Origin of the sequence: Clavibacter sp. (assembly GCF_014802555.1) — a bacterium.
Classification (GTDB): Bacteria; Actinomycetota; Actinomycetes; order Actinomycetales; family Microbacteriaceae; genus Clavibacter; species Clavibacter sepedonicus.
In genome coordinates, this window is record NZ_JAAVCB010000003.1 from 21,807 (window position 1) to 37,276 (window position 15,470).

At 73.3% G+C, this 15,470-nt stretch carries 18 protein-coding genes and 1 pseudogene; 11 read left to right on the forward strand and 8 right to left on the reverse strand.

Features of this window, described 5'->3' with window-relative positions; all coding sequences use genetic code 11:
• Positions 1–2 precede the first annotated feature (2 nt).
• Together HDR73_RS00375 and HDR73_RS00380 are read left to right on the forward strand one after the other, a co-directional pair.
• Positions 3–1,403, forward strand: coding sequence for a sensor histidine kinase (locus HDR73_RS00375; protein ID WP_041464414.1), 1,401 nt, complete (start codon positions 3–5; stop codon positions 1,401–1,403).
• Positions 1,400–2,149: a response regulator gene (locus tag HDR73_RS00380; protein WP_012298367.1), complete on the forward strand. Its 750-nt coding sequence runs from the start codon at positions 1,400–1,402 to the stop codon at positions 2,147–2,149. The genes HDR73_RS00375 and HDR73_RS00380 overlap by 4 nt, the downstream gene beginning before the upstream one ends.
• Before the next feature lie 97 nt (positions 2,150–2,246).
• On the opposite strand, the gene HDR73_RS00385 is transcribed toward HDR73_RS00380, so the two are convergent.
• The 3 genes from HDR73_RS00385 to HDR73_RS00400 form a co-directional block, all read right to left on the reverse strand.
• Entirely contained in the window at positions 2,247–2,486 is a 240-nt protein-coding gene (locus HDR73_RS00385; protein ID WP_041464413.1) for a hypothetical protein, read from the reverse strand.
• A complete protein-coding gene (locus HDR73_RS00390; protein ID WP_049791894.1) occupies positions 2,483–3,280 on the reverse strand; it encodes an SDR family oxidoreductase in 798 nt (265 codons plus the stop codon). Before HDR73_RS00390 ends, HDR73_RS00385 begins: the two co-directional genes overlap by 4 nt.
• Before the next feature lie 473 nt (positions 3,281–3,753).
• A complete protein-coding gene (locus HDR73_RS00400; RefSeq protein ID WP_012298365.1) occupies positions 3,754–5,175 on the reverse strand; it encodes an MFS transporter in 1,422 nt (473 codons plus the stop codon).
• A gap of 306 nt (positions 5,176–5,481) precedes the next feature.
• Between HDR73_RS00400 and HDR73_RS00405 the strand changes: the two are divergent.
• Positions 5,482–6,117: pseudogene (locus HDR73_RS00405) on the forward strand (DUF3885 domain-containing protein); the annotation flags it as partial.
• 19 nt (positions 6,118–6,136) lie between these two features.
• Here the strand turns inward: HDR73_RS00405 and HDR73_RS00410 are convergent.
• The gene (locus HDR73_RS00410) at positions 6,137–6,913 is read right to left on the reverse strand and encodes an SDR family oxidoreductase (RefSeq protein WP_012298363.1); all 777 of its coding nucleotides are present in this window, start codon (positions 6,911–6,913) and stop codon (positions 6,137–6,139) included.
• 59 nt (positions 6,914–6,972) lie between these two features.
• Here HDR73_RS00410 and HDR73_RS00415 point away from each other — a divergent pair, with 59 nt between their 5' ends.
• Entirely contained in the window at positions 6,973–7,767 is a 795-nt protein-coding gene (locus HDR73_RS00415) for an SDR family NAD(P)-dependent oxidoreductase (RefSeq protein ID WP_012298362.1), read from the forward strand.
• A complete protein-coding gene (locus HDR73_RS00420; RefSeq protein ID WP_012298361.1) occupies positions 7,764–8,654 on the forward strand; it encodes an SMP-30/gluconolactonase/LRE family protein in 891 nt (296 codons plus the stop codon). Before HDR73_RS00415 ends, HDR73_RS00420 begins: the two co-directional genes overlap by 4 nt.
• Here the strand turns inward: HDR73_RS00420 and HDR73_RS00425 are convergent.
• A complete protein-coding gene (locus HDR73_RS00425; RefSeq protein WP_049791893.1) occupies positions 8,645–9,067 on the reverse strand; it encodes a hypothetical protein in 423 nt (140 codons plus the stop codon). The two genes, HDR73_RS00420 and HDR73_RS00425, sit on opposite strands and share 10 nt — an antisense overlap.
• Before the next feature lie 177 nt (positions 9,068–9,244).
• On the opposite strand from HDR73_RS00425, the gene HDR73_RS00430 reads away from it, so the two are divergent.
• From HDR73_RS00430 to HDR73_RS00455, 6 genes are all read left to right on the forward strand, one after another.
• Positions 9,245–10,126: an ABC transporter ATP-binding protein gene (locus HDR73_RS00430; protein WP_012298359.1), complete on the forward strand. Its 882-nt coding sequence runs from the start codon at positions 9,245–9,247 to the stop codon at positions 10,124–10,126.
• Positions 10,123–11,253: an ABC transporter permease gene (locus HDR73_RS00435; RefSeq protein ID WP_012298358.1), complete on the forward strand. Its 1,131-nt coding sequence runs from the start codon at positions 10,123–10,125 to the stop codon at positions 11,251–11,253. Before HDR73_RS00430 ends, HDR73_RS00435 begins: the two co-directional genes overlap by 4 nt.
• The gene (locus HDR73_RS00440; RefSeq protein ID WP_012298357.1) at positions 11,250–11,717 is read left to right on the forward strand and encodes a hypothetical protein; all 468 of its coding nucleotides are present in this window, start codon (positions 11,250–11,252) and stop codon (positions 11,715–11,717) included. Before HDR73_RS00435 ends, HDR73_RS00440 begins: the two co-directional genes overlap by 4 nt.
• A gap of 76 nt (positions 11,718–11,793) precedes the next feature.
• Positions 11,794–12,237, forward strand: coding sequence for a DUF805 domain-containing protein (locus HDR73_RS00445; protein WP_012298356.1), 444 nt, complete (start codon positions 11,794–11,796; stop codon positions 12,235–12,237).
• Positions 12,238–12,328: 91 nt separating this feature from the next.
• Entirely contained in the window at positions 12,329–12,616 is a 288-nt protein-coding gene (locus HDR73_RS00450; protein ID WP_223842730.1) for a hypothetical protein, read from the forward strand.
• Positions 12,613–12,900: a septum formation family protein gene (locus HDR73_RS00455; RefSeq protein ID WP_223842729.1), complete on the forward strand. Its 288-nt coding sequence runs from the start codon at positions 12,613–12,615 to the stop codon at positions 12,898–12,900. Before HDR73_RS00450 ends, HDR73_RS00455 begins: the two co-directional genes overlap by 4 nt.
• A 28-nt stretch (positions 12,901–12,928) precedes the next feature.
• Here the strand turns inward: HDR73_RS00455 and HDR73_RS00460 are convergent, their stop codons facing one another.
• The 3 genes from HDR73_RS00460 to HDR73_RS00470 all read right to left on the reverse strand — a co-directional run.
• Positions 12,929–13,969: an Asp23/Gls24 family envelope stress response protein gene (locus tag HDR73_RS00460; protein WP_287136181.1), complete on the reverse strand. Its 1,041-nt coding sequence runs from the start codon at positions 13,967–13,969 to the stop codon at positions 12,929–12,931.
• A gap of 90 nt (positions 13,970–14,059) precedes the next feature.
• Positions 14,060–14,878 (reverse strand): aquaporin Z, encoded by an 819-nt coding sequence (gene aqpZ / locus HDR73_RS00465; protein ID WP_012298354.1) that lies wholly within the window; start codon positions 14,876–14,878, stop codon positions 14,060–14,062.
• Between the two features lie 223 nt (positions 14,879–15,101).
• Positions 15,102–15,470 (reverse strand): Asp23/Gls24 family envelope stress response protein (locus tag HDR73_RS00470; protein ID WP_287136182.1); only part of this gene is annotated, 369 nt, incomplete at its 5' end.

Consider the following 15,470-nt stretch of genomic DNA (forward strand, 5'->3'; position numbering starts at 1 on the left):
GGGTGAGCGCCGCATCCGCCCCCGAAAGCGTCGGCCGGTTCTGGATCCGCCCCCGGCCCGACCGCGCGGGGTTCCGCTTCGACGCCCTGCTCGCGGTCGTGATGCTCGTGCTCACCACCTTCAGCGTGATGCTCTACCACGCCATCGGGATGTACCCGTCGCGCCCGCCGATCTGGGTCGTCATCGGGTGGATCGTGTTGATGACGGCACCCCTCGCCGCCCGCCGGCTCCAGCCCGAGGCCGTCACCCTCGTGGTGTCCGCGGTGTTCATCATCGGCGCCTACCAGTTCGTGCCCGAGGTGCTGTTCTCGAACATCGCGATGTTCATCGCCATGTACTCCCAGGGCGCCTGGGGTCGGAGCCGGGTGCGGTCGAACGTCGTGCGCGGGATCGTCGTGGTCGGCATGTTCACCTGGCTGTTCACCGAGCTGCTGCGGACCTCCGGCTACCACTCGCTGTCCTCGTCGAGCTTCGAGGACGCCCCCACCGACGCCTGGGTACCCGCCCCCGTCGCCGCCGGCCTCATCTCGATCATTACGAACCTCCTCTACTTCGGCGGCGCCTGGTACTTCGGCGACCGCGCCTGGGCGTCGGCGCGTGACCGGTGTGCGCTCGAGGTGCGCACCGCGGAGCTCGCGACGGAGCGGGAGCGCGTCGCGGACCAGGCGGTGACGCTCGAGCGGGTGCGGATCGCGCGGGAGCTGCACGACGTCGTCGCGCACCACGTCTCCGTGATGGGCGTGCACGCCGGCGCGGCCCGGCGGGTCCTCGACCGCGACACCGCGAAAGCGGCGGCGTCCCTCGGGATCGTCGAGGACAACGCGCGGAGCGCCATCGAGGAGCTGCACCGGATGCTCGTCGCGCTGCGGCAGCACGACGACGGCACGGGATCCGACGATGTGGGCGCCGGCGGCGACGAGACCCGCACGGCATCCACCCGCGGCGTGGATCAGCTGCACGAGCTCGTGGCGGACGCCTGCGGCGCGGGCCTCACGGTCGCGTACGACATCATCGGCACCCCGCGTCCGCTGCCCCCCACGGTCGACCTCATCGTCTACCGGGTGGCGCAGGAGTCGCTCACGAACGTGCGGAAGCACGCGGGCACCGGCGCGCGCGTCGACCTGCGCCTCCGCTACCTCGCCGACCGCGTGGAGGTCGAGGTGAGCGACGCCGGACCGGGGGGCGCGACCTCCGCCCCGGGCGGTGACGGGCCCGGCGGCCTGGGTCAGCGCGGCATGCGGGAGCGCGTGGCGGCGGTCGGCGGATCCATCGAGATGGGCCCGAAGGCGCGCGGCGGCTACCTGGTGCGCGCGTCGCTGCCGACGAGACGCGCCCCGGTCGCGACCCCGGTGCCGCTGCCCGAGCCCATCGCCGCATCCGTTCCCGAGGGGACCCGCGCATGACCGCCACCGACCCGACCGCAGCGGCGGGCTCCGCACCGGCCCTCGCGCGCGTCCGCGTCCTGCTCGTCGACGACCAGGCGCTCGTGCGCGCCGGGTTCCGCGTGATCCTCGAGAGCGAGGACGGCATCGAGGTGGTCGGCGAGGCCGCCGACGGCGAGGAGGGCGTGCGCCTCGCCGGCGCGCTCGCGCCCGACGTGATCTGCATGGACGTGCAGATGCCGCGCGTCGACGGGCTCGAGGCCACGCGCCGCATCGTGGCCGACCCAGCGATCCGGGCCGGCGTCCTCATGCTCACCACCTTCGACCGCGAGGACTACCTCTTCACCGCGCTCGACGCGGGCGCGAGCGGGTTCGTGCTGAAGAGCGCGTCGCCGGAGTCGCTCGTGGAGGCCGTCCACGTGATCTCGCGCGGCGACGCGCTGCTGTCGCCCGACGTCACGCGCCGCGTCATCGACCGCTTCGGCCGCGGATCCGGTGCGTCCGACGACGATGAGGCCACGCCGACGCCCGCCCCGACGATCCCGACCGACCCGCGCGTCGCCACCCTCACCGACCGCGAGCTCGAGGTGCTGCGCCTCCTCGCCGAGGGGCTCGCGAACGCGGAGATCGCTGAGCGGCTCTACCTCGGCGAGGCGACCGTGAAGACGCACGTCTCGCGCCTGCTGCTGAAGCTCGGCGTGCGCGACCGCGTGCAGGCCGTCGTGTTCGCGTACGAGCGCGGCATCGTGGTGCCGGGCGCGAGCTGACCCCGCCGCCCGTGGCGCGGTGCGATGCGGCGGCGATGGGGGCGGGGGCGGCGGCGAGCTCCGGGGCGTCACGGCCCATCGGGCCCGGGACCGTCGGTCACGCGCGGCAGTTGACCCCCGACGGGTCGAACCGGCAGTCGCTGCTGCCGTTGAACCAGGACGGGGGGCCGGCCAGCGCCGTGGTGGCATCGTGCGCTGCGGTGGTGCTGCTGGCCCCTCCGACCAGGACGGCGACGCCGTCGGCGACCGCCGGGACCGCGGGTGCAAGAGCGGTGGCCACCAGGGCGGTGGCGGCGAGGGCGAGGGCCCACGGGGTCCGGTGTGCGTGCTTCGTCATGCTGGTTCTCCTGTCGTCGTTGCACACCGGGCAACCCCGATCCGCGGTCGCGGATCGAGCCGGGTGCGCCAGCACCATAGATGCTTCCGAGGACCCGTGCGGGCGAGCGCGCACAGGCACGTTCGAGGACGAGACGGGGCAGCGATGTTGACGTTGCCGAGGAACGGCAGGGGCGAGATGGATCCGCCGCCGGTCGTGACGAGCACGGTGCCGCGGCCGGCCTCGATCATGCCCGGCAGGACGTGCCCGACTGCCGTGAGGGCGCCGCCGAGGTAGAGGTCGATCTGCGGCTGCGGGTTCGCGGGGGTGACCTCGAGGACGTCGACGGACTCGAGGGACGTGTCGGCCGGGGAGAACTCGAGCACGTCGATCGGGCCGAGCGCGGCGACGACCGCGTCGAGCGCGCGGGTGACGCTCGCGGCGTCGCGGATGTCGGCCGCGAAGCCCCGGGCGGTGACGCCCCCGCCGCCGAGGGTGGCGGCGCGGCTGTCGAGCTTGGCCTGGTCGCGGGAGACGAGGGTGGCGGCGAAGCCCTCGCGGCCGGACGCGCGGGCGATCCCGAGGCCGAGTCCGGCGCCCGCGCCGACGATGGTGATGAGGGGCAGGGGGATCCTTTGCCTGGCCGACGTCCGCCGGGATGAGCGGTGAGTGGAGGGCGACCTCAGGTGCGAATGCACGCACATCTTGAGGCCGACCTCAACTACAGGGAGCCCCATGGCCGAGCAGCGGAGCATGCGGCGCGACGCCCGCGCGAACGTCGAGAAGCTCCACGCGGCCGCCCTGGCGACGTTCACCGCGCGCGGCCTCGACCCCCCTGGAGGACATCGCGCGCGCCGCCGGTGTCAGCATCGGCACGCTCTACAACCGCGTGGGCTCCCGCGAGGCGCTCATCGACGCGGTGATCCCGACCATCGCCGGCGAGAAGCTGCTCACCCTCGAGGCGTCCGTCGACGCGGAGGCCACCCCGCGCGCGCGGCTGGAGCGCTTGGTCGACCTGCAGCTCGAGGATCCCGCCCTCAACGACGCGATGCTCCGCCGCTTCCCGGAGGCCGCCGCGCTCATCAGCACCTGCGACCGCTCCCTCGCGCTCGGGCGTCGGCTCGTCGAGGAGGCGCACGACGACGGGTCCCTGTCGGACGGCTTCACCGACGACGACCTCATGTCCATCATCTGGCTCGCCGGCACCGCCAGCCGGGAGCGTGGCGCCGGGTCATCGACCGTGGTCTCGCCGCCGCGTGGCGGGACGCGTCGTGACCCGGCCGCCGGATCAGCGCGCCGCGATGTCCCCTCGCTCCTCGCGACGGCGGCGCAGCGCCGACTCGTCCTTGCCGACGATCGCGAGCAGCACGATCGCGAGCACGACGCACACGAGGATCAGCACGAAGGTCACGTCCCAGCCGAACGCGTGCACCGAGGCGCCGATCCCGGTGGAGGCGAGGGTCGCGCCGAGCACGTAGCCGAAAAGCCCCGTGAACCCGGCGGCGGTCCCCGCGACCTTGCGGGGGCTGAGATCCAGCGCCTGCAGGCCGATGAGCATGACCGGGCCGTAGATCAGCCCGCCGATGAGCACCAGCGCCGCGAGCGAGACCCAGAGCGGGCCGTCGGCCGGCGAGAGCCAGTAGATCGCGACGGCCAGGCCCACGGCGGCCATGAAAAGGATCCCCGTCGGCGAGCGCCGCCCGCGGAAGACCTTGTCGCTGATGTACCCGCAGAGCAGCGTGCCGGGGATCCCCGCGAGCTCGAACAGCAAGAACCCGGCGATGCCCTCGCCGAGGCTGGCGCCGCGCACGTCGGCGAGGTAGATGGGCGCCCAGACGAGCACGCCGTAGCGGAGCGTGTAGACGAAGACGTTGGCGAGCGCGAGGTTCACCATGGTGCGGTTCCCGATGACGTAGCGGCGGATGGTGGTCCAGGTCGACGCGCCCTCGTCGGCGGCGTCGGTCTCGACGGGCGCCGGGTCGTGCCGGTGCTCCTCGATGGGCGGCAGGCCCTCGGACTCGGGGGTGTCGCGGAGGAGGACGAAGGCGACCAGCGCAATCACGATGCAGACGATGGCGGGGAACCAGAACGCGCTCTGCCAGGTGCCGAACGTCGCGATGGCGAGGCCCGCGAGTCCGCCTGCTCCCGCGCCGCCGACGTTGTGGGCGACGTTCCAGATGGCTGTCTTCCCGCCGCGCTCGGACGTGGAGAACCAGTGCACGAGCGTGCGGCCGGACGGCGGCCAGCCCATCCCCTGGAAGAAGCCGTTCACGATCATCACGACGGCGAAGAGCGCCACGGACGCGCCGACGGCCGGCACGAACGCGACCACCAGGTTCGCGAACGCGGAGAGCAGCAGCCCGATGGGGAGGAACCAGCGCGCGCTGCTGCGGTCGCTGACGATCGCGCTGAGGAACTTGCTGAATCCGTAGGCGAGGAGCACGCCGTTGGTGAGGATCCCGAGGCCGAGGGCGCTGAAGCCGTTCTCGTCGCGGAGGATCGTCGCCACGAGGGGAACGTTGTTGCGGATGAGGTAGTAGGCCGCGTAGCCGATGAAGATGCCCATGAACACCTGCAAGCGGAGGCGCGGGTAGCGGCGGGCGACGGTCGCGTCGTCCAGCCGCGGCGCGGGCGGTGGGGCCGCCATGAAGGCGAGGAGCCCGCGTCGGACGGCGGCGCCGTCGGGTCGGGTGCGCTGGTCGGTGGTCATGGTGCTGCCTCCTGGCGGTCGCATCGTCGCGGCCTCCGACCACCTAACGCCGTCGCGAGACGATCGACTAGGGGCGGCACGCGATCGCGTCGATCGGCCGGCGTGGGGATCGCCCGAACGGGAGGGCTGCGGCCTCTGGGAGGCTCCACCGTGATCCACGCGGAACCCGAAGCCCCCGAGCCCGAGCCCGTCAGCATCCCCGAGCCACGCGTGGCAGACGGCCCCGATGCCCATCGGGATGCGGCGCGGCTGCTCGCCCTCTGGCGGGAACGATGGGCGGAGCCCTACCCGCCTTACAGCGGCTGGTACATGCCGGGCATCCGCTTCCACACGCTGCCCTGGAGCATCCAGGACGCTCGGCAGGCGCGCGACCGCCGCTCCGCCCGCCGCCGCTACGGGAGCATCGTCACCACCCTTGAGGCGCTGTCCGGATCGCGCGGCACGATGGTCCTGGAGCTCTGGCGCGGGGGCGTCGGCGAGTCGGACACGGTGCTGCCCGGACTCCTGCCCTGGGCCACCTTCACGGAGCCGAGCGCGACGACCCCGGAGGACATCGCGGACTGGACGAGGACGTTTCGCATCCGCGTCGGCCGCCCCTCGCTGGATGACCTGTGCGACCTCGGGCACCGAGAACAGGGTCGGTACTGCCTCATCGCGGAGGACATGAGCTGGACCGTCCACTGCTACGACGGCGGCATCGACATCTCGATGCTCGACGAATCGATCGAGCGGCCCCTGGCGGAGGCGCACGCTCGTTGGCTCCCGCCGGACTCGTGGGTCGCCGGCCACCGGTGGATGCGCCCATCGACGCCGGGCGATCTGCGCCGCAAGGCCAAGGTCGCCCGCCGGCTCGAGATGCTCAACGCGCGGTGGCAGAAGCGCAGGGCGCACGAGGAGGCGCTCGGGCTCTGGGACGACGTCGACGAGGACCTCGAGGACTGAACGCGGCGAGCCGCCGGGATCAGAACCCGCCGCGCTGCGACATCGGGGACAGCACCAGCTCGTCGATGCGCACGTGCGGCGGCGAGGCGAGCACGAACATCGCGGCGCGCGCCACGTCGTCGGGCGTGAGCATCGCGGCGCGCTCGGCGGCGTCGGGGACGGTCGGGCGGAGTGCGAGGAAGTCGCTGTCGATGGTGCCGGGGCAGAGGTGCGTGGCACGGATCCCGCTGCCCGCCTCCTGCGCGTTGAGGTCGCGCACGAGCGCCCCGAGCGCCGTCTTCGAGGCGCTGTAGGCGACGCCCGCGCCCGGCGAGTGGGTCCACGCGGCGTAGGAGGAGACGAGCACGACCGTGCCGCCGGATGCGCGCAGCAGCGGCAGCGCGGCGGCGACCTGGTGCGCCGGGCCGGTGAGGTTGGTCGCGACGATGCGGTCGAAGTCCGCGACGTCCTGCTCGGCCCACGAGCGGCGCGGGGCGTTGAGGCCGGCCGCGACCACCACGCCGTCGAGCCGGTCGAGGCCTGCCACCACCGCGTCGAGCGCGGCGTCGTCCGTCACGTCGAGCGGGGCGACTTCGGCGGTGGATCCGGCTGCCTCCACGAGCGCGCGCGTCTCGTCGAGCGCGTCCCGGTGCCGCCCCGAGAGCACGAGGTGCCAGCCGTCACGGGCCGCGGCGACGGCGGTCGCGCGGCCGACGCCGGATCCCGCGCCGCTCACCCACAGGGTCCGCGGGCCCGCCGATCCCTCCCCAGGCGCAGCGCCGTCGTGGTCGTCGTCGTGCGTCCGGCTTCCGGACATGGCGGTCTCCCTCGGTCATCTACGTTGAGGGAAACGCTATTCGACCGCAGGGAACACGCATGCTCATCGATCTCCACGACAGGGTCGTCGTCATCTCCGGTGCCGCGCAGGGCATCGGCCGCGCCATCGCTGAGCGCTTCCTCGAGGAGGGGTGCCGGGTCTTCGGACTCGACCTCCGCTTCCGCGACGCACTGCCCGAGGGCATCACGGCGATCGTCGCCGACGTCACCGACCAGGCCTCCGTCCAGGCGGCCATCGCGCAGGTGGTCGATGCGGCCGACCGCATCGACGTGCTCGTGAACAACGCGGGGATCAACGTCGAGGGGCCGGTCGAGACGCTGGATCCCGCGCGCTTCCAAGCCGCGTTCGACGTGAACGTGGGCGGCGTGTTCCTGCTGTCGCAGGCCGTCATCCCGGTCATGAAGGCGGGCGGCGGCGGGCGGATCATCAACGCGGCGTCGTTCGCGGCCGTCATCCCGAGCGTCGGCGCGGCCGCCTACGGCGCCTCGAAGGCCGCGGTCGTGCAGTTCACGCGCGTGCTCGCGAGCGAGCTGGGGCCGTGGGGCATCACCGTCAACGCGTACGCGCCGGGCATGATCCCCACCGCCATGAACGGCTTCGCCGAGATGCCGGAGCCCGCGCAGGATCGCCTGCTCGACACCCTCAGCATCCGCAGGTGGGAGCGGCCCGACGACGTGGCCGACCTCCTCGTGTTCCTCGCGAGCGACCGCGCCGGGTACATCACCGGCACGCTCGTCGACGTGAGCGGCGGCAAGCTCGCGACGCAGATGCCGCAGCGCGCGTACGAGGGCGAGGGCGCGCCGGAGCGCGGTCCGCGGGACGGCACCCGATGAGCGTCACCACGTGGGACGCCGTCCCGCTCGACACGGTCCGCTCCGAGCACGCCGAGGCGCCGCTCTGGGACGAGGCGCGCGGCACCCTGCTCTGGGCCGACCAGTACGTCGGCATCGTGCGCGAGGCCGCGTTCGACACGGTGACCTTCGCCGTCGGGCCTGTCACCGAGACGCACGTGGGCGGCCCGGTCGGCGCGGTCGTCCGGCACGCCGACGGCGGCCACGTGCTCGCCGCGCGCGACGGCTTCGTGCGCCTCACGGCGGAGGGCGCGCTCATCCCGGTGGTCGACGTGCTGCCGGCCGACGGCATCCGGCGGCGCATGAACGACGGCGAGGTGGATCCGCGCGGCCGGCTCTGGGCGGGATCCATGGCCTTCGACAAGACCCTCGGCGCGGGCGCGCTCTACCTGCTCGACCGCGGCCGGGCGACGACCGTGCTCGAGGGCGTCACCATCTCCAACGGCACGGCGTTCTCCTCGGACGGCACGGAGATGCTCTACATCGACACGACCACGCAGCAGGTGCGCCGCTTCCGGGTCACCGAGGAGGGCGGCCTCGCGGATCCCGAGGTGGTGGTCGAGATCGACCCCGCCGACGGCCACCCCGACGGCATGTGCGTCGACGACGAGGGCTTCCTCTGGGTCGCGCTCTGGGGCGGCAGCGAGGTCCGGCGCTACTCCCCCGCGGGCGAGCACGTGGGATCCGTGCGGGTGGATGCGCCCCAGGTCTCCAGTTGCGCCCTCGTCGGGCCCGCCCGCGACGTGCTCGTGATCACGACCTCGCAGGAGGGCTACTCCGAGGAGGACTCGGCCCGGCATCCGCGCGCGGGGATGCTGTTCGCGGTGCGGCCGGGCGTCACGGGGCCCGCCGCGAGCGCCTACGCGTAGGCGGTGATCGAGGCGGAGTCGACGAAGCCGGATCCGCGTCCGGCGCGTCGGGCGGCGCCCCCGGCGAGCGCGGCGGACGCGACGCCCACGAGCACGCCGACGATCGCCGCGGTCGCGACGGCGCCGACGGACGAGTGCGCGAGCAGGAGTCCCGCGACGAAGGCGAGGCACTCCAGGGCCCAGAGCACGTGGATCCACCGCTGCCACGATCCGCGACCCCGGCCGACGACCGCGAGCCGGCGCCGCGCCCACACGATCGCGACGACGCGCACGATCGCCGACAGCCCCAGCAGCACGATCCCGCCGATCGCGAGCGGCGCGGTGCCGATGCCTGTGGCGATCAACGCGAAGAGCACGAGTCCCGCCGCGGAGGCTCCGTCGGCGACGGCTTGGATGAGGGTGGGGAAGCGCATGCTCCGACCCTAGGAGGAGCCGGGCCACGGATCACCGTCGGCCACGCCCCCATCCGCTGCCCGCGCGCCCCCGCGCCCGTCCCCCACCCGGTTCCCCCACACGGCGGACTCGCCCCGCGCACCCCGCACCTAGCGTGAGCAGCACGGATCACCCACGCCCACCGAGGAGGCCCTTCCGTGCTCGAAGTCCAGAACGTCACGCGATCGTTCGGGGACCGCCGTGTCCTCGACGACGTGTCCTTCACCGTGCGACCGGGGAGGCTGACCGGCTTCGTCGGCGGCAACGGCGCCGGCAAGACCACCACCATGCGGATCATGCTCGGCGTGCTCACCGCCGACTCCGGCACCGTCTCGCTGGACGGCAGCGACCTCGGCACCTCGAGCCGCCGCACCTTCGGCTACATGCCCGAGGAGCGCGGCCTCTACCCGAAGATGAAGCTGCAGGAGCAGATCGTCTACCTCGGCCGCCTGCACGGCATGACCGCGGCCGACGCGACCACCAGCACCGAACGGCTGCTCGAGCGGCTGAGCCTCGGCGAGCGTCGCGACGACCCCATCGAGTCGCTGTCGCTCGGCAACCAGCAGCGCGCGCAGATCGCCGCGAGCCTCGTGCACGATCCCGAGGTGCTCGTGCTCGACGAGCCGTTCTCGGGCCTCGACCCGATCGCGGTCGAGACCGTCCTCGGCGTCCTCACCGAGCGGGCCGCGCAGGGCGTGCCCGTGCTCTTCTCCTCGCACCAGCTCGACATCGTCGAGCGCCTCTGCGACGACGTGGTCGTCATCGCCGAGGGCCGGATCCGCGCGTCCGGCGACCGCGAGGAGCTGCGCGACCAGCACAGCCGCCCGCTCACGGAGCTGCAGATCGCGGGCGACGGCGGCTGGGTGCGCGACGTGCCCGGCGTCGAGGTCGTCGAGTTCGACGGCGGCTACGTGCTCTTCGAGGCCGACGAGGAGGCGCGCCAGCGCGTGCTCGCCGAGGCCGTCTCCCGCGGATCCGTCACCGGGTTCACCCGCCGCCGCCCCACCCTCAGCGAGATCTTCCAGGAGGTCGTCCAGTGAGCACCACCAGCGCCACCCGACGGGGCACGGCCCCGACGTTCGTCCAGTCCACGATGCTCGTGACGGGTCGCGAGGTGCGCATGCGCCTGCGCAGCAAGTCCTTCCTCATCAGCACCGGGATCCTGCTCGTCGGGATCCTCGCCTCCATCATCGTCAGCGGCTTCCTCACCGCGAACGCCGGCTCCGGCGACGGCGAGCGCACCCGTGTCGCCGTGGTCGGCGCCGCCCAGCAGACCGTGTCCGCCGCCGCGTCGCTGGAGGGCGTGCCCGCCGACAGCGTCGAGGACGCGCGGGCGATGGTGCGCGACGGCGAGGTGGACGCGGCGGTCGTCCCCGACACCCAGGCGGACGCCGACGGCGCCGTGCTCGTGATCGGCGACACCTCGGCGCCCGATGGCGTCGTCAGCGCCCTCACCGACACCCCGCGCGTGGAGCTGCTCGACGAGCCGGCCACGAACCCCGCCATCGCCTACCTCGTGGCGCTCGCGTTCGGCGTCGTGTTCTTCATCTCGGCGCTGACGTTCGGGCAGATCATCGCCCAGAGCGTCGTCGAGGAGAAGCAGACCCGGGTGGTGGAGCTGCTCATGTCGACCATCCCCGTGCGCGCGCTGCTCGCCGGCAAGGTGCTCGGCAACAGCATCCTCGCGTTCGCGCAGATCGCGCTCATCGCGCTGATGACCGGCGTCGGCCTGCTCGTGACGGAGCAGACGGCGCTGCTCGCGATCATCGGCCCGGCCGTGATCTGGTTCGTCGTGTTCTTCCTGTTCGGGTTCGTGCTGCTCGCGTCGCTCTTCGCGGCCGCGGCTTCGCTCGTCTCCCGCCAGGAGGACGTGGGCGCCGTCACGGCCCCGGTCACGTACCTCGTGATGATCCCGTACTTCGCGGTCATCTTCTTCAACGACAACCCCGTGGTGATGACGGTCATGTCGTACGTGCCCTTCTCGGCCCCGGTCGGGATGCCGATGCGCCTGTTCCTCGGCGAGGCCCAGTGGTGGGAGCCGCTCGTGTCGCTCGCCGTGCTCATCGCCACGACGGCCGTGGTGGTCGCCCTCGGATCCCGCATCTACAGCAACTCGCTGCTCCGCACCGGCAGCCGCGTGAAGCTGCGGGAGGCGCTGAAGGGATGATCGACGCGCTGCAGGACTTCACGAACGGCCTGCCAGAGCTGCTCCGGTGGTTCGGGATCATGGTCACCGCGATGATCCCGTTCCTCGAGGTCGAGCTCGCCGCCGTGTTGGGCGTGCTCAGCGGCCAGCACGTGGCGGTGGCGGTGCTAGCGGCAGTCGTCGGCAACGTCGCCATCGTGGCGCTGATCGTGCTCGTCGCCTCGCGCACGCGCTCCCGGCTGACCCGCGACAGCGCGAAGGAGGAGACGCCGCGGCGGGCCAAGATCCGCCGCACGTTCGACCGCTACGGCGTGCCCGGCGTCAGCCTCCTCGGCCCGCTCCTGGTGCCGACGCACTTCACGTCGGCGGCGATGGTGTCCTTCGGCGCCCGCCCGCGCGCGGTGCTCATCTGGGAGACGATCGCGATCGCCGTCTGGGGCGTCGCCTTCGGGGCGTTCGCGGTGCTGGGGCTCGCGGTGGTGTGATGCCGTCCCGGCCCGCGTACCGCCCGGCCGCATCCGCTCCCCCGCGGGTGCGGCCGGGCTCCGATACGGTCGACGCATGACCGCCGCGACGCCGCCCGGATCCACGCCGTCCCTCGACCTGCCGCTGTACGGCGCGTCCTGGGCCGAGGCGATGCGGCGGTTCTTCCTCAAGTACGCGACCTTCCGCGGGCGCGCGAGCCGCAGCGAGTTCTGGTGGTGGGCGCTCACGGGCTTCGTCGTGTCGTCCGTGCTGCGGACCCTGAGCGACCTGGACACCGACGGCCGCCAGGCGCTCGGCGCCTTCGACGCGGTGACCATCACGGACTCGTGGGGCGCCGTCCTCGGCGTGTTCCAGCTCGCCGTGTTCATCCCGTCGTTCGCCGTCTCGTGGCGGCGGCTGCACGACGTCGACCGCAGCGGCACGTGGACCTTCATCAACTTCATCCCGATCCTCGGGACGATCGTCTACGTGGTCATGACCGCGAGCCGGTCGCGACCCGGCGGCGCGCGCTTCGACTGACGCCGCGGATCCGCCACCGGGCAACTCGCGCGCGCAGGCGAGGGGCCCCGCTACGGTGAGCCCGATCCGCTCCCCGAACCCGAGGACCCCCATGGCCGTCGCCGCCCGCCGCATCCTGCCCACCGCGTTCGCTGCCGTCCTCTTCGTCGCCGCGCTCAGCGGGTGCTCGCTGCAGCAGCGGGCGGACCTCGTGCCGTACGCCGAGACGCGCGGCGACGACGGATCCATCACTGCCGGCGGCACGACCGACGTCTTCGCGCTGCGCCAGGGCGACTGCCTCGACGACGCGGCATCGGCCGCCGTGGACGAGCAGGACACGGCTGATGCGCACCCCGCGAGCGACGACGGCTCCCCGCACTCGCACCAGTGGGCGACGTGAGCACCGTGCCGTGCTCCGACCCGCACGACTTCGAGGTGTACGCGGCCCCCACGCTGACGGGCGACGACTTCCCCGGCGACGACGCGGTGGACGCGCAGGCCGACGACCTGTGCGGCGCGGCGTTCGGGCCCTTCGTCGGCTTCGACTACCAGGACTCGATCTACGACTACCAGGGGTACAAGCCGACGAGCGACAGCTGGAGCACGGGCGACCGCACCGTCGACTGCATCATCGGGGATCCCGCCGGCAAGACCGTCGGCTCGCTCGCAGGCGTCGGACGATAGTGGCGCGGGACGGACGCCCCGTCGACCGTTAGGAGCGGTCGGCGTCCTCGGCCTCGGTGCGGGATGCGTCGGATCCGTCGACCTCGACGCGGTCGCCCTGCACCTCCACGGTGGCGGGGCCGTCGACCTCGATGCGGGTCGGCTGCTCGCCGTGCCCGTCGACGATCACGGTGACCTCGGGCGCGGATCCGGCGGGCTCCGCGTAGGTGTCGAAGTCGGCCGCGTCGGCGGCGGCGCGCTCGTCGCGCTCCTCTGCCGCCTCGCGGGTCTCCTCGACGTCCGCCTTCGCGGAGTCGGCGAGCACGGCGCCCGCGGCCTTCGCCCGGTCGGCGACCTCGGAGCCGATCTCCTTCGCCGTGTCCGCGGCGCGCGATCCGGCGCCATGCGCGCGGGTGGCGGCGTCGGCGGACGCGTCCTGGATCCGGTCGCCGGCCTCGCGGGCGCGATCGGCCGCTTCAGCTCCCGCGGCCTTGGCCTTCTCGAGCCCCTCGGACCCCGCGGCCTTCGCCTTGTCGAGCCCATCGGCCCCGGCCGCCTTGGCCTTCTCGAGCGCGTCGGATCCGGCGTCCTTCGCCTTCTCGAGCGCGTCGGATCCGGCGTCCTTCGCCTTCTCGAGCGCGTCGGATCCGGCGTCCTTCGCCTTCTCGAGCGCGGCACCCGCGGGCGACTGCACGTCGTCGAACGGACCGTGCACGTCGGTCACGCGGATGTTCACGCGGACGGCGCCCGGCGCGATCTGCCGGGCCGCGCGGGCGACCTGCTCGCGCGTCTCGTCGACCACGTCCTGCACGGGCGTCGGGTACTCGACCACGAGGTCGATGTCGATCACGGTGCCGCCGGCCTCCTCGGAGACCGTGACGCCCGGCCCGGTGCTCGTGCCGCGGATCGCCCGCGACGCCGCGTCGAGCGCCCGCGCGGCGGATCCGCCGAGGTGGTGCACACCCGTGACGCCCGCGGCGGTCTCGGCCGCGGCGACGCCCACGCGATGCGCGACCGTCTCCCCCTCCGGGTGCGCGGCGTCGATGCCGGTCAGGTCGATGGGACGGATGGCGGGTGCGGCGTCGTTCACGGCGGTGCTCCTTCGGTGGTGCGGATGCGGGATGGGTTCATGCACCCGGCCGCCGCGCCCGGTGAGGGCGCAGCGGCGGGGTGGGGTGGATCAGGCGGGGACGTCGGCGGCACGGGTCAGCGCGCGGTGCGCGAGCCCGGCGATCGCGGCACCCACGAGCGGCGCGACGATGAACGCCCACACCTGCCCGAGCGCCTCGGGCCCGCCGTAGATCGCGGCGGCGATGGAGCGGGCCGGGTTCACGGACGTGTTGCTGACCGGGATGCTGATGAGGTGGATCAGGGTGAGCGTCAGCCCGATGACGATCGGCGCGACGGCCGCGTAGGCCTTCTGGGCGGTGACGGCGAGGATCACGGTCACGAAGACGGCCGTAAGGATGACCTCGACGAGCAGCACCGCGCCGAGGCCGAAGCCGCCGGGCGACGCGTCGCCGAAGCCGTTCGACGCGAAGCCCGCGTCCTGCTTCGAGGCGAGGTAGCCGGTGGGGCCGTCCGCGGCGATGAGCGCGAGGGCGCTGGAGGCAAGGATCCCGCCGACGAGCTGCGCGACCACGTAGCCGGGCACCTCGCGCCAGCCGATGCGGCCCGCGAACGCGAGTCCGACGCTGACGGCGGGGTTGAAGTGGCCGCCGGAGATGCCGCCGACCGCGGCGATGCCCGCCATGACGGTGAGGCCGAACGCGAGCGCGACGCCGAGGAAGCCGACGCCCGTGGCGTTGCCGTCGTCGGGGAAAGCGGACGCGTAGAGCGCGGTGCCGACGCCGCCGAAGACGAGGAGGAACGTGCCGAACGCCTCGGCGCCCCAGCGGGCGGCGGTGGATGGGCGGTCGCCGGCGGATGCCGCCTTCTGACCACGGCCCTGGGCCGGGGTGTCGCGGGGTGCCGTCGTGGCGGTGGTCGACTTGCTCATCGGTTCGTGTCCTCTTGTCTGGAGCGGGGATCGTGCGTGGGTGCAGGTGGGGGAGCCGGGTGGCGCTCCCGTCGGTGCGGGGGATGCTCCGGAAGGTGCTGCGTGCTCGGTGCTCGATGCCTGGTGCAGTGAGCTGTGCGATGCGGGTGGCGCGGGCCGTCTCGGGACCGGCCCGCGCGCGGCGACGGGACCGGGGCGCGCCCGGTCCCGTCAGCGGGCGGTGCTACTGGACGCGGCTCTGCGAGTCGTCGTCCTTGTCGTCCGAGGGGATGTGCACGTCGGAGACGGTGACGTTGACCTCGGTGACGTCCATGCCGACGACCTGCGAGATGGCGTCGGTGACGGCCTCGCGGATCCGGTCGGCGAGGTCCTGCAGCGCGACGGGGTACTCGGCGACGACGACGATGTCGGCGGCGACCTGCTTCTCGCCGACCTCGACGGAGATGCCCTGGCCGCGGTCCTGCTGGCCGATGACGTTGCGGATCGCGCCGACGGCACGGGCCGCGCCGTTGCCGAGGTCGTGGACGCCGGGGACCTGGCGGGCCGCGATGCCGGCGACCTTCTCCACGACGCCGTCGGCGATGGTGTTCTT